This is a genomic window from Algisphaera agarilytica (assembly GCF_014207595.1).
Taxonomy (GTDB): Bacteria; Planctomycetota; Phycisphaerae; order Phycisphaerales; family Phycisphaeraceae; genus Algisphaera; species Algisphaera agarilytica.
On sequence record NZ_JACHGY010000001.1, the window covers coordinates 101,896 to 126,986 of the forward strand.

General features: G+C 53.2%; 19 protein-coding genes. 7 read left to right on the forward strand and 12 right to left on the reverse strand.

Going from position 1 to position 25,091, the window contains the following annotated elements:
- Window positions 1-6: 6 nt before the first annotated feature.
- The 4 genes from HNQ40_RS00430 to HNQ40_RS00445 form a co-directional block, all read right to left on the reverse strand.
- On the reverse strand, window positions 7-1,722 hold the full coding sequence (locus HNQ40_RS00430; protein ID WP_184675273.1) for a DUF4114 domain-containing protein: 1,716 nt from the start codon (window positions 1,720-1,722) through the stop codon (window positions 7-9).
- Between the two features lie 311 nt (window positions 1,723-2,033).
- Complete coding sequence (locus HNQ40_RS00435) at window positions 2,034-4,685, reverse strand: GAF domain-containing hybrid sensor histidine kinase/response regulator (protein WP_184675274.1); 2,652 nt, start codon at window positions 4,683-4,685, stop codon at window positions 2,034-2,036.
- Entirely contained in the window at window positions 4,682-5,227 is a 546-nt protein-coding gene (locus HNQ40_RS00440) for a heme NO-binding domain-containing protein (RefSeq protein WP_184675275.1), read from the reverse strand. The genes HNQ40_RS00435 and HNQ40_RS00440 overlap by 4 nt, the downstream gene beginning before the upstream one ends.
- Window positions 5,228-5,232: 5 nt before the next feature.
- A complete protein-coding gene (locus tag HNQ40_RS00445; protein ID WP_221435309.1) occupies window positions 5,233-7,605 on the reverse strand; it encodes an SLBB domain-containing protein in 2,373 nt (790 codons plus the stop codon).
- 582 nt (window positions 7,606-8,187) lie between these two features.
- Between HNQ40_RS00445 and HNQ40_RS00450 the strand changes: the two genes are divergently transcribed.
- The 4 genes from HNQ40_RS00450 to HNQ40_RS00465 are packed head-to-tail and all read left to right on the forward strand — an operon-like array spanning window position 8,188 to window position 12,237.
- Window positions 8,188-8,676, forward strand: coding sequence for a hypothetical protein (locus HNQ40_RS00450; RefSeq protein ID WP_184675277.1), 489 nt, complete (start codon window positions 8,188-8,190; stop codon window positions 8,674-8,676).
- On the forward strand, window positions 8,676-10,121 hold the full coding sequence (locus HNQ40_RS00455; protein WP_184675278.1) for a WecB/TagA/CpsF family glycosyltransferase: 1,446 nt from the start codon (window positions 8,676-8,678) through the stop codon (window positions 10,119-10,121). The genes HNQ40_RS00450 and HNQ40_RS00455 overlap by 1 nt, the downstream gene beginning before the upstream one ends.
- Window positions 10,118-11,065 (forward strand): glycosyltransferase family 2 protein, encoded by a 948-nt coding sequence (locus tag HNQ40_RS00460; protein WP_184675280.1) that lies wholly within the window; start codon window positions 10,118-10,120, stop codon window positions 11,063-11,065. The genes HNQ40_RS00455 and HNQ40_RS00460 overlap by 4 nt, the downstream gene beginning before the upstream one ends.
- The gene (locus HNQ40_RS00465) at window positions 11,056-12,237 is read left to right on the forward strand and encodes a glycosyltransferase family 4 protein (RefSeq protein ID WP_390674559.1); all 1,182 of its coding nucleotides are present in this window, start codon (window positions 11,056-11,058) and stop codon (window positions 12,235-12,237) included. Before HNQ40_RS00460 ends, HNQ40_RS00465 begins: the two co-directional genes overlap by 10 nt.
- On the opposite strand, the gene HNQ40_RS00470 is transcribed toward HNQ40_RS00465, so the two are convergent.
- The 3 genes from HNQ40_RS00470 to HNQ40_RS00480 are packed head-to-tail and all read right to left on the reverse strand — an operon-like array spanning window position 12,218 to window position 15,965.
- Complete coding sequence (locus tag HNQ40_RS00470) at window positions 12,218-13,519, reverse strand: lipopolysaccharide biosynthesis protein (RefSeq protein ID WP_184675284.1); 1,302 nt, start codon at window positions 13,517-13,519, stop codon at window positions 12,218-12,220. The genes HNQ40_RS00465 and HNQ40_RS00470 overlap by 20 nt on opposite strands.
- 30 nt (window positions 13,520-13,549) lie before the next feature.
- The gene (locus tag HNQ40_RS00475) at window positions 13,550-14,794 is read right to left on the reverse strand and encodes a glycosyltransferase (RefSeq protein ID WP_184675285.1); all 1,245 of its coding nucleotides are present in this window, start codon (window positions 14,792-14,794) and stop codon (window positions 13,550-13,552) included.
- On the reverse strand, window positions 14,769-15,965 hold the full coding sequence (locus HNQ40_RS00480; RefSeq protein ID WP_184675287.1) for a glycosyltransferase family 4 protein: 1,197 nt from the start codon (window positions 15,963-15,965) through the stop codon (window positions 14,769-14,771). Before HNQ40_RS00480 ends, HNQ40_RS00475 begins: the two co-directional genes overlap by 26 nt.
- Window positions 15,966-16,287: 322 nt before the next feature.
- Between HNQ40_RS00480 and HNQ40_RS00485 the strand changes: the two genes are divergently transcribed.
- From HNQ40_RS00485 to HNQ40_RS00495, 3 genes are read left to right on the forward strand one after another with little or no spacing between them, the layout of a single operon-like run.
- Window positions 16,288-17,409 carry a hypothetical protein gene (locus HNQ40_RS00485; RefSeq protein ID WP_184675289.1) on the forward strand — a complete coding sequence of 374 codons (1,122 nt, stop codon included), beginning with the start codon at window positions 16,288-16,290 and terminating at the stop codon, window positions 17,407-17,409.
- Complete coding sequence (locus HNQ40_RS18565; RefSeq protein ID WP_184675291.1) at window positions 17,406-18,722, forward strand: O-antigen ligase family protein; 1,317 nt, start codon at window positions 17,406-17,408, stop codon at window positions 18,720-18,722. The genes HNQ40_RS00485 and HNQ40_RS18565 overlap by 4 nt, the downstream gene beginning before the upstream one ends.
- Before the next feature lie 56 nt (window positions 18,723-18,778).
- Complete coding sequence (locus HNQ40_RS00495) at window positions 18,779-20,209, forward strand: sigma-54-dependent transcriptional regulator (protein WP_221435310.1); 1,431 nt, start codon at window positions 18,779-18,781, stop codon at window positions 20,207-20,209.
- 484 nt (window positions 20,210-20,693) lie between these two features.
- On the opposite strand, the gene HNQ40_RS00500 is transcribed toward HNQ40_RS00495, so the two are convergent.
- The 5 genes from HNQ40_RS00500 to HNQ40_RS00520 form a co-directional block, all read right to left on the reverse strand.
- Entirely contained in the window at window positions 20,694-21,914 is a 1,221-nt protein-coding gene (locus HNQ40_RS00500; protein WP_184675295.1) for an endo-1,3-alpha-glucanase family glycosylhydrolase, read from the reverse strand.
- Between the two features lie 5 nt (window positions 21,915-21,919).
- The gene (locus HNQ40_RS18175) at window positions 21,920-22,675 is read right to left on the reverse strand and encodes a prepilin-type N-terminal cleavage/methylation domain-containing protein (protein ID WP_184675298.1); all 756 of its coding nucleotides are present in this window, start codon (window positions 22,673-22,675) and stop codon (window positions 21,920-21,922) included.
- A gap of 93 nt (window positions 22,676-22,768) precedes the next feature.
- Window positions 22,769-23,329 (reverse strand): PEP-CTERM sorting domain-containing protein, encoded by a 561-nt coding sequence (locus HNQ40_RS00510; protein WP_184675300.1) that lies wholly within the window; start codon window positions 23,327-23,329, stop codon window positions 22,769-22,771.
- A gap of 59 nt (window positions 23,330-23,388) precedes the next feature.
- Window positions 23,389-23,925, reverse strand: coding sequence for a hypothetical protein (locus HNQ40_RS00515; RefSeq protein ID WP_184675302.1), 537 nt, complete (start codon window positions 23,923-23,925; stop codon window positions 23,389-23,391).
- Between the two features lie 40 nt (window positions 23,926-23,965).
- On the reverse strand, window positions 23,966-24,961 hold the full coding sequence (locus HNQ40_RS00520; protein WP_315852754.1) for a LacI family DNA-binding transcriptional regulator: 996 nt from the start codon (window positions 24,959-24,961) through the stop codon (window positions 23,966-23,968).
- Between the last annotated feature and the right edge of the window lie 130 nt (window positions 24,962-25,091).

Genomic DNA, 25,091 nt, shown 5'->3' on the forward strand with positions numbered 1-25,091 from the left:
GTTATTTCACAAGGACCGGTGACGTCCACCTATACCCGCCAAAAGGCCAAGAATCGCCAATCCCGCAGTCCCCGGCTCCGGAATCACTCCGGGTGCGGTGAAGATGTGGGTATCACTTAAGGCCTGCGATTGGATAGCCCATACACAAAAGATCTGGTCATTAAAATCATCGTCGCTGGCATATCCATAGCCGTTCAATTCAGCTGTCGTTCGATGCAGGTCCTCAATACCCATCACAATGCTCTCACGCGACTCATTTGCAAACAGCATTGCCACATGTCGTGAATCCGCAAGCATGCTGTCGGTATCTAAACCTGCATTCGCTTCATTCTCAGGATTCAGCATATCCAGAGTGTAGAACACTAAGGGGTCTTCTTGGTCACCACCGAAACCGGCTACGTGGTCACCGGTCCACCCAGACTGGACCAGAAAAAAGCCAATCCGAGTGCCCGGATCAAATTCAGTACCATCGCCCAGCAGAACCGTATCACCATGAAGCAACCGCCCGCCTTTTCCTTGGGCGGCAGCTTTCGCAAAAACCATCCCGGTCTCGACGCCATCGATTGCACTGAGCTCAGAAATTGAAACCCCTTGAGTTAAATCAAGGTTGATGTCACCATGAGTTAGTGACTCAAAAGTACTTTCTTGATAAGTGAAATAACCCAGGCTATTTTGATATGAAGCGCCTTCATCGTTGAAAGTCACTGCAATCTGGGTTCTCGCCCCCACCACAAGATTAGGATCGTATTCCGGATTCAAGAATTCCGCTTGAACATTCGTTCGCTCAGGCAAATACTCACTGATGGCGTTTCGTGAATGCTCACAAACATCCACTTGAAATAAATTCGTAGGCCGATCAGATAATGATTGGATCGCAGTCGGAATCTGCGTATTAAAAAGCGCCTCGATTGGGTTTGAAGACACAAGGAACACTGCGTCATTGAAGTCTTCATCACTAGGAGCACGTTGGGGGCTATAGTTGGTACCCGTGCGTTTGAGATCTTCAAACCCCATAATGATCGACTCACGCTCCTGCCCGGCAAACAACATGGCAACGTGCCGCGAGTACGCCTCATTACTTGGGGTATTGATGGTAGCTTCAGGCCGATTTTCTGGATTTAGCATGTCAAGGGAGTAGAACGTTAGGGCGTCACCTGCGTCATCCGAATACCCTTTAACCACTCCACCAGCCCAGGCATTTTGCAACAGGAAGAAACCAACTTCCGTACCCGCATCAAATACGCGATTATCTGCTATCGCAACACTGTCTCCAGCAACCAACTGCCCCCCTCCGTTTAATCGCGATGAGTTGGGGAAGACAAGACCGTAATCAACGCCACCTACTTGTGATAACTCGTCGAGAGAAATCCCTCCACGACGATCCAGATCAATATCGCCATAGGTCAAAAAATCAAACGCACCGGTAGGATATGAGAAGTAACCTAGCGAATTACGGAAACCCGCACCTTCATCAAGAAACGTAACACTAATTTGCGCATCTTGGGACAAAAAGAGATTGGGCGAGTAACTCGGATCAAGAAAATTGGCATTGACTGCCGCACGCTCCGGGAGTTCGCGTCGTACAGTTGATACAAGTTCAGGCGACACCTCCTCCTGACTTATACCAATAGGAATTTCGTCTATAGACCCATGCGCATAGCAAGAGATAATCGACAAACAGGGTAAAAGTAATACGACAGGCAATGATTCTTTAATAACCACTTACAATCTCCCACAAAGATAGAAATAAATACATAATGTGATAATGGCAAGAACCGTGCCATATCACAGATTTGTTGTTTTTTCGTATGAAGAGATACTTATTCTCATAATGAGAATCAATCTGAAATAACTATATTTGTTTGTTTCAAAGTGACTCAATCGCTTGGCAAATAATGTCCAGCGATAATAAGTTTTTTAAAATATACAATTCATTACAGTTTTACTATTTTTGACTTACCTGTACGCGTAGAAGTACGCTGCCACAGAAGACATGCACTGCTATAAAGCAAACTCATAAGACGTGGTCGAAATCACACAGCATTTCGCAGAAGTCGCGACAGCTCTTCGACGCTTCGCCGAATATTCTCGATATTAGAATTACTTCGTATTAAGTCTTCACAAAGACCGGCGGCCTCTGTAATTTCCGGGAAGCCATGACTTGTCCCGGTACCCCTTAGGCGATGAGCAAGAGCTTGAACACTACCCCAATCACCGTTAGCAACAAACTCACTCATACTCGTTAGAGATGCCTGGAGTGATTCGAGATATGCCTCTAAAAGTGGCCTAAACTTCGCATTGTCAGCCATGGTACTAACGAGTGGCTCATACCCCCCCCCATCCAAGCCAACTACGTCTTGATCAGGCTGCAAGTCATCCTTGCTTATGAGCTTCGCGAGCGAACGGTAGAGGTTGTCCGGTACAATAGGCTTGCTCACATAATCATTGCAGCCAACGATTAGACAACGCGCTTTATCTTCAGCCATAGCATGAGCGGTTAACGCAATGATTGGAACCTGAACTCCATTTTCGCGCATGAGCCGCGTAGCGGAATACCCATCAAGGACGGGCATCTGGATATCCATCAGGACTGCATCAAATGCCTGATTAAGAGACGGATTAAGGATGATATCAACCGCTTCTTGGCCGTTCATCGCTGGGGTAACAGCAATATTCATTTCATCTAGAAGGAAACGAATGATCCGCTGATTGTCAGGGTTATCATCAACAACAAGGACATGAGCTTGATCAAGGCTTGCGTAGTCGCTTGTTTCGCCAATAGTCACCGAACAGTCATCTTCGGCATCTAAATATGAGGGCCCTTTGCAAAGAATATCAAATGCAAATTCACTACCTCCCTGCTCACCATTTCGCGCGGAGAGCTTTCCGCCAAGCATACCCACCAAATGGCGACATATCGTCAAGCCTAACCCAACTCCCCCGCCAGAGCTGGGCTGAGATTGCTTAATCTGATTAAAAGGCCGAAAAATCTCATCTAGTTTCTCTGCCGGTATACCCACGCCTGTATCTAAAACGGAGAAGCACATCCGGGACCCATTACTTTGGGAGTCGCCCACCACAACTTCCTCCACACATATTGTAACCGACCCGTGATCAGTAAATTTGAGAGCGTTGTGCACCAAGTTGATGAGTACCTGTCGCAAACGCGTCGGATCACTATGAAGCTTGCGATCTGTAGAGAACGACTTCACAACCCTTAGATCCAGCATCTTCTCCATGGCCAGAGGGCGAAGCAATGACGTTACATCATCGACAACATCATTCAATGAAAACGACTCATGGGAAATCGTTAGCTCACCTGCTTCAATCTTCGATAAATCAAGAATATCGTTTAACAACCCCAGCAAGTGCTCTGCACTGCGACGGGTTTGAGTGGCCCATTCTTGCTGCTCCTCGCCCGAAATATTTGGCCGAGTGAGCATATCGGCATAACCTAAAATAGCCGTCATGGGAGTACGAATCTCGTGGCTCATATTTGCCAAAAAACTACTTTTGGCTTTATTCGCAATTGTTTCTCGCTGAAGCGACTCACTAAGTTCGATGCGATGTTGCTCTTGGGCACGCTCAGCTATGTGACGCTCAATTGTACGAGACAAACTCTCAACTACGGTTAGTAACAGCGAGACCTCTTCATCCATCCACTCACGAGGGTACGTAGTTTCATCAAAACCCAATAGCCCGGTCAGCTTGCCATTGAGAATAATCGGCACGGCAAGTACTGCTCTTGTCTGATAGCGGCGCAGGGCTGCACAAATCCGGTCGGGCAAAACGGTTTCGTCCAGGTCTTGAATCACGATCGGCTTGCCGGTACTCAGTTCATCAATCCACCATCCGAACTCACTGATAGGAACATCTTGAAAACGGGAAGACTGGCTGGGGAAACCATCTGAAGTCCACTCGTGAGTATTGTAAACCAATTGTTCGCCATCGCGAAAACGCATAAAGTACGCGCGAGAAACGTCGAGGTGTTTCCCCATTTCGCTAAGGATATAGTTAATTGCTTGAGTTAAATCCTGAGATTTAACGAGATAGTGTGTTAAATCCTGAACAACTCGATTAAGCGCTGAAACACGATCTCGACGTGATCTCTGAGCGACACGCTCGCTAATGTCCCTCGCAAAAACACAGTTATATTCAATCCCATCCACCTTGATGTAGTTAGCCGACACCTCGACGGGAAAATGCTCACCCGATCTACTGACGTGTACTGATTCGATGGTGAGCGACTTCTTTTCACACAACTCGTTCCAGTGACCTGCCCAGTCAGAAGACATCATTTCGGCATCAAGATCAAATACACGCAGCTCTGCTATTTCTGCACGCGTGTAACCTGCGGCCCTACAAGCCGCATCGTTTGCATAGATAAAATTAGCGTCGGAATCCACCCAGTACACTGCATCGGCACACCGGTCGACCGCAAACTGTGTAATGCGCAGCTTGTCTTGCGCGTCTTGGCGCTGCTGCATTTCATCGCGCAGCCTAGCGTTTGCATCAGCCAGCTCCGCAACACGTGACTTCACTCGATCTTCTAGCGTTGCGTTTAGTGCATTGGCTATTTGATTTGCGTTGTATAGCTCGAGGCTTTTCGCCTCAAGTAGTTGTTCCGCAACCTCGCGAGCCTTGCGTTCACGGATTGCGCGCCGTTCCCAAGCTGACTCGGTCACATCACGCTCCGTAAGGTAAAGCGGACATAAGATCCTTTCGGATCTGCCAAATCTTCGCCATCTATGCTGACGTTTTCATTGAAGTGATTAAAGCAACCTTTCATAAGCCCTACTGCCAGGCCGGCAAAGCAACGCGAGGACCTATAGTCCAGAATGAGTATTGTAGGCTTCGGCTGCGAATATGAAAATGATGGCAACTCGGCATCAGGATAGAGCTTGCGCACTTCCACGTGTATCACGTCCTCGATTTGTTTTATAAACGTGAATGAATCCTCGATTCCGTCAAAGAAAGATGGGTATTTTTGCGCCAAAGAAGCAAACAAAGACACTCCAAATCCTTCGATCAGCTGATCGATATCGATGCCTGTCCGCTTGTGAAGGTAGCTGACCATCATCAGCAGCTCTTTGTGATCGTACGTCCCAACAGCGGTATATGCCCCGCCGTCGGTTAGGTTATTCGCCGCGATCATATCCTCACATATCTCGACACCAAGCTGGCTGGTTACGTGATCAAGAAACTCGGTAAAGATGATTCCTTTCATTCGGTCTATCTCCGTGTCTTTTCTAAGATCGCTTCCTGGTAGGCATTGATACCCGTATTTCGATGTCCACTATCGGAAATACTGCTAAAGTTAAAATCATTCACCGGCTCACCGATTTGCGTGGCAATTAGGCCTAGCTCAGCCGCACGACGAGCTATCATTAGTGTATCGGCAAGTTCGGCTCCAAATGTACGACTTGGTGCTTCACGCGGGACCAGAACGACGTCGCCGGGATGCAGACGAGCAGATAACCTAAGCTGATTTTGTCCTTTTTGTGCTAAGCTTTCCACGTTGCCGTCGGCCCTGATCACATAGACTTGGTCTTGATCTGCCAAATCGGTCGTACCGCCTACACGGTCTAACGCCTGCATTACTGTGAGCCCGTCTTCAGCAACAAAGCTGTTGGGTGTGAATACACAGCCGATGACTGCCACAGTTTCCTGGCGACGAGGTACCACCAGCCGATCCCCGGGTTCGAGAGCTAAGTTGTAGGGGCTGGACGGGAAGTCGGGGGTATTGAACGGGATTACGATCCGACCGTTGCTGTCCTGCCTGCGCATGCGATCTACCAATTGTTCGGTGTCCTGAAGTGCAAGCTTTGCTGCCAGCCCCTCTTGTGGACGCCCCGATTGAACCATACTACGAAGTGAGTCTTCAAAGAGTCGTTGAGTGCGTTCACTCAGATGGTTGAAACGCGAATTCTGAAGCTGCTTCACACTCTCGCGGCTAAAGACGGCGGCACGTAGGTCCGCGTTATCCGCTAACCCTCCTGCGGCTGCGATCAGGTCCGTAATTTTTGCGTCAGCCGGGAATACATACTCACCAGGAAATCGAACCTGTCCTTCAATACGCGCTTTGATCTCGGCCTTACGCATCTTGCGGATAACCAAGCGATCGCCGTTCTTCAATAGCGGGTCGTGCTTTCCACCGAGATCTAACGCATCTCTTAGATTAAACCGGTAGCGCTTTACATCCAAGTGGTTATCCGAATCGTCATTAACACGGCGAATCAGCTCCGCCTCGTCGTAGTAGACATCCGGGGTGACATTGTCGGCCAGTGCGATCAACTCAGAAACGCGAAGCCCCACCGTCAATTCGTATGCTCCCGGCTTTTGTACCGCTCCCATGATCTCCACAATCGGACTCACCGTAGCGCTGGAACGGGGGCGAATAGACAGATGGTCCAGAGGTAACAATTCCAGATCGTGTGCAGCGTCCTGAGCAAGAGCTTTTTCTAGGTCCACTACAATCACTCGCCTACTCGAAGCCAAACTCTTCCGGCCAGCGACAAGCTCGATCGATCCAGGAGTACCAACCTGCCGTGAAATAAAGGCTTGAGGCAAGAAAGCATCAATGGTGAGGCCGTCGGCGAGCGTGATGAGCTCACTAACGCGTAGCCCCGAGCGATATTGGAATTCACCGGGTCGTACGACTTCCCCCGAAACCTGCACAATCGGTTGCAGGCGATCGTCTACCGCGCCGATTATCAGGATTTCACCGTCGTGGATCAGCCTTTGGCGTGAAGCGTCGTCAAGAAGCACATCGACCGTTTCACGGCCACGCCCCTCAGAGGTACGCTCAATCTGTAGATACGGCGTAAACGTGAAAGGGGTCGTACCACCGGCGAGACGCAACGCCTCATCCAGGTTAACGACTTCTGACATTTCATAAATCCCCGGCCGTTGGACATAACCTGCGACTCCGATCGTTTTCCCAATCGGCGGAACATGTATGACATCTCCCGCCAGAACGACGTTCCGCGGGGGCTCCTCAACACCGACAAGAAAATCGTACAGGTCAATGCTTGTCTCAGCGCGGCCGTCTCGCTTCCATGAGATGTTACGTAGGCTGCCCGTTTTTTTCGGCCCACCTACAGAAGCGAGGACATCCAGGATGTTGGCACGTGCACTGATCTCAATCATGCCGGGACGGGCTACTTCACCAACCACGTGGACCCGGATACTACGGATACGTCCAAGGCTGACGCTGAGTTGGTATCCCTTACGCACTTGCTTAAGCGCTAGGTCAATCGTGTCTGCCAGCTGGTCGTACCGCAGGTCCGCAACCGGGATAGCACCGACATCAGGGATCACCACGGTACCTTCTCTACTGACCTCGAGGCGGTAGTACGCCTCGAAGCTCCCGGTAACCGCGATCAATATCTCATCTCCTGCACCGAGACGATAATCTGCCGGAACCGGGCCCGAAGCCGCTGGCGTGTGTTGATTCTGGAAATAGTCATATCCAAATTGAACCAGGTTACGCGAGGCATTTCTTTCGTACTCACCGCGATACAAACGCTCGAGCGGTGCAACAAATGCTTCCGGGGCCAGCGTTGGCTCGGATGCAGCGTTGCTTTCATCACGATGAATATTCACGATGACTCGATGATCCGCGTTCCGTGCAGATTGTTGAGATCGGGAAAGACTCGCCGTATCACGGAGGTTGGATGCTGGACGACTAACAGGACCGGTAAGGTCACGAGGGAGACCACGGGGCGTGACGTTTGAACCAGAGCTGAAAGAGGAGGGGGAGGTCACCTCGTGTGAACTCAAGTCTTCACTAGCTGGGATTAGCTCGACCGGCTCACTGATCGCCACAGCCCAGGCCGGTACTTGTCGTCCATTACCCTCTTGCGAACTTGGTGTTTGCGGGGTCGAGCAGCCTATGGCGATCATAGCGGTCGTAACGGTTGAGAGGATGATACTGATTTTCATTGCGGCTTCCATATTGGGGCAAGGACACCACTTGAAAGGCAAGCCCTGTGCCAGTCGTTGAGAGCAGTGAAGTGCTTTCAATCTGACTCATTCTGATAGTCGTTCAGCGGTCACTCTCTCATCTTGACCACCAATATCAATCAAATCTCGCGAAAGGGTGGGCGTTTAGTGCGAAATCGTATTGGCACAGGCATTGCCTTTACCAATACGTAAGCCAACAGCGACTAGCAAAAGGAGCAATTCGTGCATCTCATCTACTCAGCATTGATCGTTGACGACGACCCGATCGCGTGTGCATTTATGAAGTGGTTCCTCGAAGACCGCTTTCCGTATCTTCGTGTTGTTACGAGTACCGAGCCTAAGGCTGTACACGGTTTTAGTCTCTATTTCCTCGATAACGACTTCGAGGGAGATGAGCGAGCGGTTGATCTGGTCCAAAAGATTCGAGGCGAAGCTAAAAACGCGTTCATCTCGGTATTCTCGGCACGCTTGGATACTGCCGCGTTTAAGCAGCTGCTCAATGCAGGCTGCGACGGAGCATTTGAAAAAGGAAAACCAGGCGAGCTTTCGGTTCTGGAGAGCAAAATTCGCGCGTACCTATATCAGCGTGAACTACGGGCTTCTCAGGTTGTAGATCGAGGGTTCACTTCAACCTTCAAGGCAATGACCGGCCTGGTCACCGGCTGGAACCAAAGACTGAATGCTACCGTCACCCATAAAGGAGGGAACTGATGGAGACGACAACCGACCGCAGCATTTGGCAGTTCCTCCAGCAAGTTTTAGCGGCTCTCGCTCTACTTCTGCTTATTCCACTACTAGCTTGTCTATATGTGATCGTACGGCTGGAATCAAAAGGTGCATTTCTATTCAAGCAAGAGCGCCGTGGGTTTCACGGCAAGCCCTTCCGGATTGTTAAGGTCCGCACGATGGCGGTGGCAGCTGAGTCGGCAACTCGATTGGGGACAACTCAGAATGGCCCTTATGTGACACGTGTTGGAAAAGTCCTACGAATTCTCAAGCTGGATGAGATTCCTCAACTGTGGAATATCGCCCGTGGTGACATGGCGCTAGTCGGACCACGACCACTCCCTATCGCGCTAAGTGATTACCTCGAGCAGAATATACCGGGGTTTGAGGTTCGCTACAGTATTCGCCCAGGCCTCACGAACCTCGGACAAGTGTGCGTTACCGATAACGACCTTGATGAACAGTTGTTAGTGGATTGGGGCACCCGATTTGAAGCCGAGCTGCACTACTTACAGCATAAATCGGTCCGTTACGACATAGTCCTAATCGCATTGACAGTCCTTTATGTGCTGCGAAGCTTTACCTCGCACGCACCGGCGATCTGCCAAAGCAATCACTGCGACAAGCCTGTGGCCGATGCTACGCGAATTGTCACGACCCCTATTTCCAACCTCAACTATCAAGGCGTTATCTCGCATATTCGTTCTGCGGTTACTTCAAGCCAAGCAAACTACGTATGCGTCGTCCCGGTGCACAGCATCATTGTTGCACTATGGAATCGAACCCACCGTGCTGTACTCAAGGGTGCCTCGATCTGCACCGCTGACGGGATGCCGGTTGTATGGATTCAGCGCTTGTTGGGCTATCGCTCGGCAACACGGGTCTACGGCCCCACTCTGATGAGTAAGGTCTTAATGGAAGCTCAAGATAAACAATGGCGTGTGGCATTCGTAGGTGGTAGTGAGCAGACCCTGGCAAAACTCGCGAACAACGTCCAGGACGAATACCCCTCGTTACAACTTGTGGAGGCATACAGTCCACCGTTTCGCCCTCTGACTCAAGCCGAGGACGACGAATTAGTCGAACGCCTGAAGAGAAAGCAAGCGCAGATCATCTTCGTGGGGCTCGGGTGCCCCAAGCAAGAACGGTGGATGTCCGAGCATAGCTCAAAGCTACAAGCCACAATGTTAGGTGTTGGTGCGGCCTTCGACTTCCACGCAGGATCTCTTCGGCAATCACCACCCGTTCTGCAGAAATTAGGGCTGGAATGGGCCTTTCGCTTAGCAATGGAGCCGCGGCGTCTATGGAAACGGTACGCCACAACGAATCCCACGTATGTCTTGTGCGCTGGAGCACAGGTATTTGCCAGCGTCGTTCTGGGTAGAAACTATCAGCTCAAAACAAACGCTGCTGAAGGAGGTCGGCCGTGAAGTATCGCTTGGCGATCTGTATCGCGACCTATCAACGCCGCTCCTTGCTCGCGGACACACTTAGGAGCCTGTTAACCACGCGTCTTAATGGGATCGATATTGAGCTACGCGTGGTTGATAATGATCGAGAAGCTAGCGCATACTCCATCGTTACCAAGTACGCGTCGATGATGCCCTTCCCCGTCCGTTATGCGATTGAACCGATTCAAAATATCGCGATGGCACGCAATCGGGCACTGGATATGGGGCCGGCTGATTACGTTGCGTTCATAGACGATGACGAGATCGCACGCCCAGGCTGGCTTCGTACGCTAGTTGAGGCCATCCAGCAGTCTAGAGCTGACGCGGTATTTGGATCTGTCGACGCGGTCCTGGTCGGTGACCAGCAAGTGCGGGGTAAGCAAACGCGGTGGTTTAACAAGCCTATGGCTGACACCGCGAAACGTCTGGATTGGACTCAGACCCGAACAAGCAACACCCTGGTTCGTGGCGAATGGTTCTACCGCTATGGATTTCGTTTTGATGCCAGCTACGGGCGATCGGGTGGCTCAGATACCGCACTGTTTGCTCACATGGGGGTGAGTGGGGCAAGGTATCACTCGGCACCACGAGCGGTAGTAACCGAGATTGTTGATCCCGAACGGTTGAGCTTGGGTTGGTTGCTGCGACGCCGTTTTCGCGGCGGAGTGGTTTACCACCGTATATCCGAAGAGATTGGCGGCACCCATCCGATGCTGGTGGCTGCACGACGCACGGCACGCGCCATTGGCCTACTCACCGTTGCGGCGATCAAATTGCCCGCTCTACGCACAGAGAAATTAACTGAAGCCCTGCTGTGCCTGGGCGTGTTGTCAGGCGGAGTTTACGCCTGGGCTTTCCCCAATCGCGGGAAATCATATGTTGAATATCACACCAAAACCACCGAAAGGACGTTATGCGCGTAGCCTTCTTAACCAATATCGTCAGCCCCTATCGCCTCCCCGTTTTCCAACGACTCGCACAAACACCCGACTGGGATTTTCGGGTCATGGTTAACGCCATGTCGGAGTTTGACCGGTCGTGGGCAGTAAGCCACAACGCCTGCCCTGTCCGAAAGTCGAAGACTTGGTCGTTACGGAGAACCGTACACAGCGATGTCCCTGTACCCTTCGACCAGACGATCACACTTCACTTTCCCGTTGGACTGTGGGGCGATCTCCGACGCTTTCGCCCGCAAGTTGTGATTAGCCATGAATTAGGTCCGCGGACCATGCTTGCCGCCGCCTACTGCAAAGCCTACGGCATCCCACTAGTGATCTGGTCCTATCAATCTCTGGTCAGTGCTACCCAAGGCAGCGGTTTAAAACAGATCGTCCGCCGACGCCTGATCAGCCAAGCCTCTTGCCTGATCGGGATGGGCGGTCAAGCACGAGATGTACTGCGTGGCTGGGGAGCGTCTGATGAAAATATTATTGATGCACCGAACACCGCGGACAACGAAACACTCATCAGGCGTTACGCCGACGCTGCTTCTAAGAACGCAGCACAAAAGCTTCGCTGGGAGTTCGGCAAAGGTCGCAAGATCGCGACGGTCATTGGTCGGCTGGTTCCACTTAAAGGAACCGCGGCCTTACTGGAGCAGTGGTCTGCCTTGCCCCAATCGATAAGAGATCAATGGCGACTTGTCTTTGTGGGGGAAGGCCCGTTGGCCAAGCTAGTCCAGGACTCGGAGGATGACAGCGTTTACCACGCCGGCCAAGCGGACGCAACACTTATGGCCGATTGGTACCAGGCAAGCGACCTGCACATCTTCCCTACCTTAGGCGATGTGTGGGGCTTGGTCGTTAATGAGGCCATGCTCTGCGGCACACCAACGCTCTGCTCAGTACACGCGGGGTGTAGCACCGATATGATTCATGATGGATGCAACGGCTTTACTTACGATCCCACCGTATCCGACGCAGCGAGTCGACTGCACGCTGCCCTTACCCATCCACAATTGGGCCGCGTAGGCGAACAGGCTCGTCGAACCGCAAATCAATTCACGCCTGACCGATTGGCGCACGGTTTTCGTGAAGCGGTTAATAAAGTTACTCGCATCACCGAATATGAAGAACTCATACCTGCGGTTGCTTGACTCGTTCACGGTCTGCACCCCACCATCGCAGGTAAACGGCAAACATGAGCACGAGCTCAAGGCCAGCCATCACCGTTATAGCCCCTTCCGTCCCCCAGTAGGAGCAGGCCGGCCACATCAGCAGCAGCGACATGACGGAATGGAGAAGCCTGGCCTTCGCAACAAATTTAGACCCCACATTAGACTGGACCTGTAGCGCAGTTACCAAGAATGAGGTTACACCGGCAATAGTAGCATAGCAGGTGTATAAGACCAGCGGTTTAGACGCGTGAACGTACCACCCCCCAAGCAATTCGGTCCCCAACCAGTCTCCTACGACCACAAAGAGCATCGCCATGGTTAAGCCGAGACCAATGACCGATGCACAGACTAATAACATCAATCTACGAACCTTAGCGATGTCGGCTTGATGATAGTACAAGCCAAATCTAGGTCGAACGACTCCGGAGATCGCCATCCCTAACATGCGCAGCGGACCAACAAGTGCTGCCGCCCCACCGAATCGCGCCACCTCAACCGAAGTCGCTACAAGCGCGAGGATGATCGGCTGCAGCCTCGATCCCGCGGAGTAAGCCAAAGAGCCGTATAGGATCGGCCGCCCCTTAGTCTTGAGCAGTAGCCGCAACCTCTCATCTGGATACTGACCGCTGAAGAATCGGCGCCTGTCGAAGCAGATAATTGCTAAGCCGGCCAGCAAATTAGCGAGAACCATCGCCCACCAAAAACACCACAGTACCGAGTCTGCCCCCAGCCAAAACCACCCAGCCAATGCCCCCAAGATCGGGATTCCAACGCTGAATAGATCAGACCAAAACACATGCCAGGTCTCAAACGATAGGTTTCGCCAACTGCGGAGCGCGGCCAGCAGCCCCTGCAGCAGTGTTGCAACTGCGAATCCCAATGCGACAAGTCCACTCAACCCCGAGAATCCGACGAGAGCCCACAGGATGAAGGCGGGTATCCCAACGAACAGGGATACCCGCAGTACCTGGGTTGCTACATAACGAGACAACCCATCGCGTTGAGCTTGATGCAAGCCCGGAGCCATATGCAGAAGCGGGGTGACCAGACCCGCCCCCAAGAGAGTGGTCCAGATCACCTCGATAGACACCAAGATGACAAACGTCCCGTAAACATCCGCCCCGCAAAGACTCGCAATCAACAGATTCACCGCGAGACGAGCGACAGATCGCGTTGCGGTATTCAAGAGTGAGAAATACTTATCGTTTGATCCTCGGTGAAGCAAGGATAGGTATCGCATCATGGAGAGCGCCTCAGTCATTTAGTCATCGGCCACTTGATGCCAGATAATTTACCCGGAGGAGAATAGATGATCACAGACGATTCTGGCATTGTGTTCCCATGAGAAACGGTTCGAAATAAATTCGATCGCCGCTCTGCTTCTTGCCGCCAATTTATGTGGGCATTCCACCACTTCCCGAAGTGCTTGTGTTAGCGCAGCTGAATCATCTACGGGTACGATCCAGGCGGGTGATACACCGTCGATTCTTGCAGAATTGATCTCGTCAGCCATTCCGCAATCTTCGGTCATTAACACGGGCGTTCCGCGGGACATAGCTTCTGCGTAAACGAGGCCGAAGGCCTCGCGCCGCGAGGGAAGCACAAATGCACTTGCCTTCGACATCCAACCCATCAACTCCTGCCGCGAGCAAGGCGGGACAACCTGCAGCCTCGATGACAAACCAAAGGTATCAATCATTTGCCGAAGCGACTCGGGCGCCTCAGTGATAATGACCAGCGATGCATCTACCTGGGCCTTAACGAGCTCTGCAAAAGCTTGCACAAGCTCTTCAAAACCTTTTCGTTGGTAGTAGTGGCCGGCCGACAGAAATAGAGGCTTGTTCTTGGCCGCGTTGAACATACTGGGATTCTGCAATATGTCGTAGTGAGATAAACCGTTCGTACACAGAACTAATCGCGAACTACCAATACTACTCTCGAGATGTCGAAGCATTGGCCTGCTCACAACAAAGACCGATTTCGCCTTATCCGCTACGTTTGTGTAACAAGCAGCCATCGGACTATTCGGCTGGATGCGCAGGACATCACCTGCGGAGTGCTCGATCACAGCAAAAGGAATACCGCACTCCTCCGTAACCCGTTCAGCGACCTTACCCCAAGGAAACATCCCGTGGACCAAAACCCCTTCCGCATTAGTACGTTCTATAGCGCGCTTGAGGCATTTCGATAGGCCCGCCACACACCACCGGTTCACCCCATATGGGTATTTTGGAACCCACTGCTCTCGCATCATCCGCGGAAAACTAAATGGTACACGTGGAGAGTGAATCGTAACACCGTTAATCTCGTAGCTTTTGGGGCGGGCGTTATGCCTTGCAGCCCAAGAAGATAGTTTTCCTGCCCAAGTAGGGATCAGCGGGGCTGGACTAAGGATCTGCGTATCGACACCCATACGATTTAACGCGATAGCCTGGTCAACGTGATAAAGCCCTTGTGTGGGACGGTCCGGCCACGGCACCGTCATCGAACATAGCAGCAGCCGCTTACGATCAGGCAACACAGGCATGTTCAGCATGACGCACCTCCTCGAAAACACTTAGTAAACCCTCAAGATGGGCATCAGGACAATAGTGTTCCTCGTAGTAGTTACGGGCCATACGACCCATAAGTCGGGTACGTGAAGCACTTCCCAGAATGGATGCAGCTGCTGCAGGTAAGTATGCATAATCTTTGGTTTCAAGATGAATACCTGACTGACCGGACACATTGATGCTACCCGGAGCCCCTGGCCCAACGGTAATTACCGGGCGCCCGCACGACATCGCCTCTATCACACCCAGCCCAAAGGGTTCGAGCCAAAGACTCGGAAACAAAGCAAGATGAGAATCGCGAAGTACTTGAATTGCCTTGTCGTGAGGCATTTGGCCATGAAAACAGATGTTGGTGTGATTGCAATACTGCGAGCGGAGTTCGCGCTCAAGTGATCCAGTACCAACGACATTAAGCTTCCACGGGGACTCACGCCAGACTTCGAGTAATCGCGAGATGCCCTTCTCCGGCTCCAGACGGCCAATGAACACCGCCTCGGAGTCACCCGTCGGCGGCGGAGTGAAACCCGCATCCAGGCAGCCGTTAGGAACAACACGGAGCAGGTGTTTCGCAACCCCCATCTTCACGTGCAAGTCAGCAACTATGTTGGAGGGAGCGATATAGGCGTCAACGAGATTGTTAAAGACGCCCGCCACTCGGTTGGATTGCATCGTCCGATACCAGGCAGCCGATTGCACCCGCGACCCACGGTAACAGCCACGACGGACAGCCCGAGCCAGGTCGCCATCCAGGCAATCGGTACAAACTTCGTCATCAAGCCAGCATGTCCCACTTCCACAGAATAATCGGTAGTTATGAAGCGTCTGAATCACAGGCACACCCGACAATCGGTGAGCCTGGTAGATCGATGGGCTAAACAAAGGAAACCAGTTATGCACATGCCCAACATCGGGCTTAAAGTCCTCTAAAAACTCTTGGACGGCCCGCATTGCATTGCGATCCCACCGACATCGTGCTGCAGTCAAGGCGGCGCCGCAAAGAGTTGCCAGCTTCCCTCCGCCAAAGGCGGAAGTGTTGCTGACCTCAAACCTTCGGACCTCGTGCCCGGCATCTTCAAGCACGCGGTGCTCAAACTCCACAGCCACATCTTCACCGCCGGGCTGTTTGTAACGATTATGGAAAATAGCAATTTTCATGGATACACCTCATTGGGGGACGAGGTGTATATATGCAGAATCGATGCCAATGAATTTCGGGCTACCAAGGGTGTCTTAATGAGAATAATCCATCTTATTTTCTCATTCTGCGATCGCAATTCTCGATGTTATGCGGCAGTGTCCCTTAGCTTCATGTGGCATAGCTTTTGTATTGATGAATCACATGAAACCCTCACCTGTCAATCCCCAAGGGCCCGTAACGATCGGCTGGCAAGCCCCGCTGATCGACGCCTGTCTTGCTTTAGTTAGGCGAAAATTTACAGTTCTACTGTGCATAATCGCTTGCCTGGGGATAGGAGGATTGAAATACCTCTCAACACCCAACACCTATCGATCCTCCGCCGTGGCCATCTTGCTACCACGCGAGAAGCCGGTATTCGATGTCGCGGTTGATTCGGGCAACCTCGAAACGAGCGAAGATGCCGCGAAACGGGAAGACACGGGCGCGCTCATGCTCCCCGCTAACCCTGATCTATATACCACGCTCATCAGGTCTCGCTCCGTACTTCAGGAAGTCGCAGCGATGTACCAAGATCAACTGGTCCTAGGAGTACCGGGGCGAACGCGAAGCGAAGAACTCATCGGCAAACTCCGAAGTATGATCGTAGTTGAGTCAACCGAGCAAGGGATGATGACGGTAACGGTCACCTCGAGCTCTCCAGATTTAAGCGCGGAACTGGCGAACGCCTTGGTCGGCGTCGGAGAAGCAGCCAGCAAGGACATCGAGAAGCAGCTTGTACTTCAGCAAGCTATATATATCGATGAATCACTCGTACTGGCCAAAAACAAACTAAAACACCTGACGGATCATTTAAAAGAGTTTACCGGATCGAAGAGCATTATCGACCCCCGCAATCAGGCCAACGACTTCTTACGTCAGCGACGTGAACTTACCCTGAAGCTCAATGATCTGGAACGCGAATTAGCTGCGCGTCGACTTTCGTGGACGGATGCTGACCCTGAGGTACAACGCCTGATACTTGAAGTTCACCTCTGCAAAGATCAGATCTCAGCACTGCAGGACGCGGTCGCCGGTAATGTAGGCAGTGCTGAGTACGCCCCGTTTATGGTGGACTATGAGGAACTTTCCAGCAAAGTTCGCCTGCAGAGCGATTTGGTTGTGTCACTATCAGCAAAGTCTGATGTCTTGCATATCCGGGCTGAGCAGCCCGCAGGGAGTATCGCGGTGGTGCGTCCCGCCACTGCTTCGCACCGGCCGGTGGGTCCAAGTCGCAAGGTATTCCTGATGATGAGCCTGGGTCTGGGCATGATTTCGGGCCTGGGGCTGGCGCTTCTGCAAGAGCAGTGGGCACAAGCAAAACAAGAGCCATATGTTGCCGAGCGTCTAGCGCAGCTTCCAAAACTCAACACTCCCGGTGTGATACTTCGGCGTTTCTCGACTTCGCAAGGGCTTCAGTCGTGAACGCACTCAGTCACAACCAACTGGCCGATCCTTACAGCTTGACGTCTGCTTGGGCGAAGCTTTCTGCCGATCCCTGGCGTTGGTTGCTGGCGATTGCGGTCATCGCATGGATGAACGCGGGTATTCACGGCTTTCGCATGCCTTGGCAACCACTGGTGGTAAGTGACTCAAACTCTGGCGGGGGCATGCGTCAATTAATCTTCGGCACGGCAGGCCTATTGGCGATAACGCGAATGATCTGTACAAGATCCCTTGGCGCGGCATGCGTACGCCAGCTGCCGTGGTGCCTAGTCGCGATCCTATTGCTTTCATCAACCAGTTGGTCATCCAATACAACCCTCACTGTGAAGCGTGCGGGGATCTTCACCCTCGGTCTCATGCTCATTATTTCTCTGGTCCACAGCACCGACAAGCCGGTATTGCTGATGAAGCGATGCGTGGTGTACACCGTCGGCTTATGTGCCTGGATATCCATAGCAATGATGTTCATCTTCCCGGCAGAGTGTAGTAGCATTGCGTCACGGCCAGGTCTGGCTGGACTGGCTAGCCACCCCAATACACTGGGAGCCGTGATGTTTACGGGGTGGATTGTGGCCCTAGGCTGGCCTCCCAGCGTCCGCCTAGAGATGTGGGCCGTACGACTATCGCAACTCGGTATTGTCGCGGCTCTTTTCTGGACAGGATCGATTACGGCGATTCTTGTCGCTGCCGCGGGGACCATGGCATACATGATCCTAATCGCCCCGCCTTATCAGAGAGGGGTTTTGATTCTTCTGGCTGTTGTGTTTCTGGCGACGGCCGCGGTCATCGGTCCAGATAACCTTAAGACATGGTTCTTCGACACAGTCCAGCGTGACGAGAGCTTATCGGGACGGGATGTCCTCTGGGCGGAGGTGTATCGCGAAGGTAGCAAGCAGCCTGTATTCGGCGGCGGATTCGGTGCGTTCTGGCATGAAGGACGTGGACGCGAGTTGACGGGGACTTGGAACCCCCGTCAAGCACACAACACCTACTTGGATGTCTTTGTTGACCTTGGCTGGGTTGGCCTGCTGGGCATAAGTGGGCTGATACTTGGGGTGCTGTATAGCGCAGTCCACGGGGTTATCGGACGTCCCGGCACGCCGCAGCGAGCTGCGGTTGCATCTCTTATCGCACTAGCTATCGCAAGTCTGGGAGTCTATGGATGGAGCCAAAGCTTTCTGCTTCGGCTCGATCAACTCATCATGTTGGTGTTATTGTGGTCCTTGATGCTAATCGTCAATCGTGACGGAAACAGGATTCAAGAAGAGTTCGTCATCGATTCCGCCGCGTAGAATGTCGATGAACACAACATACGGTGAAGCGACTTCTCCCTCTTCCTGCACTGAATATGGCAAATCCCAGCAACGCCTACGTCTTAGTGGTCGACGATGACGCAGATTTCTTGCGTGTCTCGCAATGGATGCTTGAGCAAGCAGGTTATTCCGTGCTCACCGCCACCGACCACGATCAAGCGATCGGCCGAATCTTAGAACATGAGCCCGACGTCATCTTGCTCGACCGCCACTTGGGGGAAGAGGATGGCCTGAACTTGATAGCCCCGCTTCAAGCACGCGTTCCTGAGGCAGCAATCATCCTTATGACAGCCCAAAGCACCACCGAGCTAGCTGTTCAGGCAATCAAGGTGGGGGCGTTCGATTTTATCGTGAAGCCGTTAGATGAAGCCCGCCTCATGACGGTGCTCCAACATGCAATTGAACGAGGGGACTTACTCGAAAAACTTGGCCCAGCCCCGGACGACGAGTTAGGATTTGAAGGCATCATCGGCCAATCAACCGCCATGCGTGCTGTGTTTGGTGCGATCGAAAATGTCGCGCCCACCTCTGTAAATGTTATGGTCCGTGGTGAGTCAGGAACCGGCAAAGAACTGGTCGCCGCCGCCATCCACAGCCGTGGAGCCAAGCCAGAGGGCCCTTTTGTTCCTATCAACATGGCAACACTGCCAGCCGAGTTGGTGGAGTCCACGCTCTTTGGTCACGAAAAAGGCTCGTTCACGGGAGCTGAAAAGCAACGCATCGGTGCATGCGAAGAAGCTCAAGGCGGCACGCTTTTTCTTGATGAAATCACAGAAATGCCAATTGAGTTGCAGCCCAAACTTCTGCGATTCCTGCAGGAAAAATGCTTCCGCCGTGTAGGCGGGTCAAAAGACATCCCCTCCGATGCCCGTATTGTCAGCGCGAGTAACAGAAATCCCCTCGAAGCGATAAAGCAAGGAAAACTCCGAGAAGACTTGTACTACCGGCTCAATGTCATACCAGTTGAATTACCTCCACTCCGAGAACGCGGGAATGACATCGTTTTACTTGCCGAGCACTGGCTCAGCGAGTTCAGCGCAAGGTACAGCAAAGAGTTTCGAACACTCAGTGCCGAAGTAACCCAAAGTTTGGTCAGCCACCCCTGGCCAGGAAATGTTCGTCAACTTCAAAATACAATCGAACGGATTGTTGTTCTCTGCAATGGGATTGAAGTTTCAGAAGACATGTTGAATCGCGAGCTTGAGAGCGTCGATGTTCCAACTGTTGAGCAGAAGAACTTACCGACAGACGATCAAGCTCAGCAAGCAACACCATCGAACTTACCTTCACGTGACAAACCTTCGCTTTTTTCGGACGATCAGATCTATCCGCTAGCAGATCTTGAAAAGTGGGCAATCGAGCATGCCCTGAAGTTGTGTGATGGTTCTCCTGCTAAGGCATGTAGGCAATTAGGCATATCGCCTGCAACTATTTACCGCAAGATCAAGCGTTACGAGATATCCTGACCATTCTGGAGGCGCTCAACTCACCGATTTCGTGTAAATTGATCCCTGTTCCAACCGCTTTCCAACCAAACTCAGTCTGGTAGATGACTAGTAGGTGACAAGCAGGCGCCTTAAAGGTGCCCAGATCATCGAGACAAGCCCTTGTACAATCAGCGCTCGACTAGCGTAAGTCTAGAATCAAAAGTTGTTTAAAGCACGACCCAGAACTCATTGGGAAGCTGACGCTCTACAACTGAGCTACACCCGCATTTTGTCACAAGCTCTTGTTGGCGAATACTTGTGAGGCGTGATTCTATGATGTGCATGGCTGAACAAAAAGTTGTCTAACCACGCCCAACTCTAATACGGTTGGAAACGAGAAAATACCATCCTGGAGCACGCCATACCACAGATGGCCCCCGGCACCCCACTGACTGCTGGAACGATAAAGCGGATTCGGTTCGACAAAGTGAGTATCGAGGAAGCACCCGTCGCCCTAATCGATCTACTCCATCTCGAGCCCTAATCCTTCAGAAACATTTCGTTCTTTCAATTCCTCGAACGGATCACGATTGTCCTGAAGGTCTACGGGTCGCCCGCTGATCCGCCCCCACCATTCCTCGATCGCATCCAGATACTCGAACCCCTGCTCACGGCTGGGTTCTACCGCGGTGCCCTCCTGCCAATCGTTCCAGGTGACGATTTGAATCAGCTCGGGCTGGCCGATGGTGGACATCGCCATGGTCTGCTGCAACAGATCCAGCCCGTTCCTTGCCAGGATCCGAGGCTGGCCACCCCCCCAGCCCGACACCCCACTGTCATCAAATCCGGGCGAAACGAAGCCCATAAAGAAATCCAGGCTGCCCGAAGCGTAGAGCGACTCTGCTCGCCCCGCGAAGAAGGTGTAGTCCTTGATCCAGGCGGGGTCGGGCTTGATCCACATGTAGGCCGAGCGGATGGTCGGGTGCATCTCGAGCCGGTCGAGGTTCTGCCTGCAGTAGTAGATCGATGTCGGCAGATGATCAAACACCGCTTGAAACTCATGAGCTTGGAGATACCGAGGCCCAAACTCGTCTTGCCCCCAGTAATTGAATTGCGCAACGAACGGCTTGCCTTCCCGGCGGAGGTAGGCGGGGTGATCGCCGTATTGTTCGAGGATGTAGCGCAGGTCCGACTCGAAACTGTCAACGATGTCCTGCCGACTCTCGGGCTGACGGTAAGGCGGCCAATTCACTTTTTCTTCGTAGCAGATCGCGATCCGCATACCGGCCGCTTCGGCCTCGTCCAACATCATGGGCAAGTGAACGTCGGAGTCTACGGTGTTCGGGCCGTACCAGAGAACAAGGAAAATACTGATCCCAGCGGACTTGGCGGTTTCCAGGTGGTAGCGGAAGACATCGCGATCGTGGCTGCTGTAGGGGCCGATGAGCGGATAGTAAGCGGTCGCGAGATCGCGCTGACCGTTAGGTAGGATGGTATTGGGGTCGTGCCTGTTACCCGGGCCGTCCCACTTCCAGTGCTGCCAGTGGGGTTGATCCGGGGCGTCTGCAGGCGCCACCTCGAACCAAGGCAGGAAGTGGGCCATGAGGTAAGGCGGCTCGCCGGGCAGGTTGTACAACCCCGATTCGGTGCTGACTTCTTTCGTTTCAGCCGCGGCGCAACCGGTTAGGGCGAGCACCGTGGTCGCAAGCAGAAGGCGAAGTGTCGGGCTACCGGGTCGAGACATACGAATCACTTCCATCTCCAGGGGTCGCCGGCAAGCAGCTGCGTGTGGTCGGCAGGGTCATAGATATCGACGTCTTCGAAGAGCTCGAAGGCGGCGTGTCCGTCGACGTAACCGTAGTTGCCGCCCCCCGCTTGGTGTTGATCTGCCGCGAAGAAGAACATGGATTCGTTTTCCGGGACCGTCACGAACGATCGGTTTCCCGGTCCGGTGTTTTGTTCGATATAACGGTAGTTTTCGCCGACCAGAAAGATGTCGCTGGGGATCGCGTAAATCCGCTCAACCTTCGTCCCCGCAACCGGGGTCTTGGCCACGTTGTCGTATTCAGGCCAAGGGAAACGGTAGCCATTGCCGCGCAGAGCGGCCTGGTTAAACCGCATGTCATTCACCCCGTAGCTGCGGATGCTGTATTCATCTGCCGGCAGGGGCAGCCCGGCTGTGGATCGGGCGATATCGTCCTCCGGGCAAGCGTAGACCGCGGCATCGCTCACGTAGTCTCGAACCAACAAAATGCCGGACCAATCGTTGAAGCCAAGGTCGGAGGGCGGCGCGGTGACCATCGGAACGAGGTAGCCATCGTAATCCACGGTATAGGTGGTGTGAGCGACAATCGTCTGACGGACGTTTGAGCCGCACGCGATCTGCCTCGCCGAGGCACGCGCAGACGCCAGGGCGGGCAAAAGGATGCCAATCAAAAGCGCGATAATCGAAATGACCACCAAAAGCTCGATGAGCGTGAAAGCTTTTTCGCACGGGCGGGTCATGGGGCATCCCTTTTTTGAAGAAACTAAGGGGCAAATGTCTTGAGTGAATGCCGTGGCCGCGCGTTAACGCAGCCACGGCCTGTATCTGGAGCGTCAGCACGCGCGTTTCCGGCGAAGCATGCATAACCCACCGGCCGCCAGCAAGGCGAGGGATGCGGGCTCGGGCACCGCTTGAATCGAGTCGAAGGTGTAAGACGCGGATTCGCTGCTGAAAGGCAAGATGCGGATCTGCAGCACGTACGACTCGGCGTTGATATCGGCCGAGGAACTCACGTCGAAGCTGATCGGCGAGTCGGTGTTGGTGTCGGTCACAACCGTGGCCTGGCTGGTGAAGACGCCGGCACCATCGAAGTACTGGGCGGTAACGTTGATGAAGTCTTCGTTCGCAACCGCAGGATTAATCGTGACCGCGCTGTCGGCAAGATCGATCTTGAAACCGGCGTTGTTCCACACGATGCCCGAATCGACATTCGCGCCGCTGGATTTGGTCAGCGTGACGGTCCCGTCGAGATTATCGACAACCGATGCGGCACCGAATGCACCGCTGAAAAACGTGGTGTCGTCCATGTTGTCGATCACCGCTGCACTGGCGGGCAGCGATGCGATCACGGACGTGACGGCGAGAGCGGTTGAACATAACAGATGGCGAAACATATGGGTCCTCCTGGGGTAATAGAACTCGATTCGTGAAAGCATCCCCCGAGCGTCACGGTTTATTTGGGTTCCGATGCGGTGTTGCGGGTCGCTGTGATCTGGTCGAAGACAAACCCTGCGCCTTCCTTCCCGACGGGATTGATCCGTATCCGCAGACGGTATTTCGAAGCCCCATCGACACCCTGACTCTCCGCAAAAGCGGCGACGCTCTTGAGCACCTGCGGCGCGACTCGGCTCGTGTCTTCAAGCCAGGTCTTCTCGGCGATAAATGTTCCGTCGGCCTTGAAGAAGAGAAGCGAGGTGACGTAGTAACCGCCCCCAACCGCTGAATTCGGGGTTAGGGTCAGCACATCATGATCCGCGTCGAGCGGGATGTCGGTTTCCCCGCCAATCAACCAATCCACCCCGGCGTCCTGATCGCCGGCCTGACGGGTGAGCGTCGCTAGTCCATCGCCCTCGCCACTTGCCTGGACCTGCAGGGGGCCAAACGGCTTCGCAAAATTCTCGTCGGTGAGCAGCGGATCATCGATATGAGCCGTCGCGGTAACTGCTATCAATGAAAGCAAAGCTGATGCAAGTGAGAAATGTTGATGCATGGTGAACCTATTGAAAAAGCAGGGCGTTTGCGGTGGTCGGTCAATCGTCTTGACGAATCCGGGCTACCGAATCGCGGGTGATGAGTTCTGTAGGCAGGCAGCAATCCAGCGGCGCGAATGAGTCCGTGGAATTGCACGCCTGAATCATGTGATCGACCGCGATCCGGGCCAGTTGTTCCAGCGGCTGCCGGATAACGGTTTGGGGCGGGCTGAGGTATTGCCCGACAGGCAAATCTTCGAGCGTAATCGTCGAGATGTCTCGGCCGAGTTGGAGCCCGAGCACGTTGCTGAGAATATGCAGGACCTCCATGCAGGCGTCTTCGCTGAAGTTGAGGATGGCGGAAACGCCCTGCTGCTTCCAGCGCGACAAGGTGTCGTACACCGGTTGAGCCGACGTGTACTTCACACGGTCGAGCTCCGGGGTGATGCCGTGCTTGGCGAGGGTGTCTTGATAACCACGCAAGCGCTCGTTGCTCCCCCACTCGTCGGGCTGGATCGCCAGGAAAGCGATGTCGCGGTGGCCATGTTCGATAAGGTGCTCGGTTGCAAGCACAGCTTGTTGATAGTGATCGGCGTAGACGCTCGACACCCCCTGCTTGGACATGGGGTGGTTGATGCTCACCACGGGCAGGGAAGGGATGTCGGTCAGCTCGGCGAGTCGTTCATCGAAGATGATGCCGATGACGCCGTCGACATGCGTCTCGTAGACAAGGTCCAGGCTCTCGATATCGATGAGCTCGACCAGCATGCGTTTATCACTGAGCATGCGCGACACCAGCGAAGACATGATGCCGACGTAGCCCACGGGGAACGATGGGCTGTGCCGGCCCGTCACGATGCCGATGCATTTGTGCGCGATCTTGGGCGAAAAGCCCAACTGCCGACTGCTGGTCAAGACGCGCCGCCGCAGGTCGGAATTGACCGCGGGGTGGCGGTTAAACACGCGAGACACCGTGCCCGCCGAAACCTCGGCGTGCTGCGCTACGTCAAGAACCGAAATTGAAGTGTTCGATCGTGCCAAGGGGACGCCATCCAAAGAGTCGTGAAAGCTGGACCGTTCGAAAGAAACTTTGAGACTACTTAATCATGATACAGGACTAAATGAAAAATTCAATTGACAAATGAAATATTTCATTATAATTTGCTGAGCACTGTCAATTCTTGAC

Coding starts and splice junctions, on each gene's coding strand:
- HNQ40_RS00440 (WP_184675275.1), bottom strand. CDS start 5,227: ATGAAAGGAATCATCTTTACCGAGTTTCTTGATCACGTAACCAGCCAG.
- HNQ40_RS00455 (WP_184675278.1), top strand. CDS start 8,676: ATGGAGACGACAACCGACCGCAGCATTTGGCAGTTCCTCCAGCAAGTT.
- HNQ40_RS00465 (WP_390674559.1), top strand. CDS start 11,056: ATGCGCGTAGCCTTCTTAACCAATATCGTCAGCCCCTATCGCCTCCCC.
- HNQ40_RS00470 (WP_184675284.1), bottom strand. CDS start 13,519: ATGACTGAGGCGCTCTCCATGATGCGATACCTATCCTTGCTTCACCGA.
- HNQ40_RS00475 (WP_184675285.1), bottom strand. CDS start 14,794: ATGCTGAACATGCCTGTGTTGCCTGATCGTAAGCGGCTGCTGCTATGT.
- HNQ40_RS00480 (WP_184675287.1), bottom strand. CDS start 15,965: ATGAAAATTGCTATTTTCCATAATCGTTACAAACAGCCCGGCGGTGAA.
- HNQ40_RS00495 (WP_221435310.1), top strand. CDS start 18,779: ATGGCAAATCCCAGCAACGCCTACGTCTTAGTGGTCGACGATGACGCA.
- HNQ40_RS00500 (WP_184675295.1), bottom strand. CDS start 21,914: ATGTCTCGACCCGGTAGCCCGACACTTCGCCTTCTGCTTGCGACCACG.
- HNQ40_RS18175 (WP_184675298.1), bottom strand. CDS start 22,675: ATGACCCGCCCGTGCGAAAAAGCTTTCACGCTCATCGAGCTTTTGGTG.
- HNQ40_RS00510 (WP_184675300.1), bottom strand. CDS start 23,329: ATGTTTCGCCATCTGTTATGTTCAACCGCTCTCGCCGTCACGTCCGTG.
- HNQ40_RS00515 (WP_184675302.1), bottom strand. CDS start 23,925: ATGCATCAACATTTCTCACTTGCATCAGCTTTGCTTTCATTGATAGCA.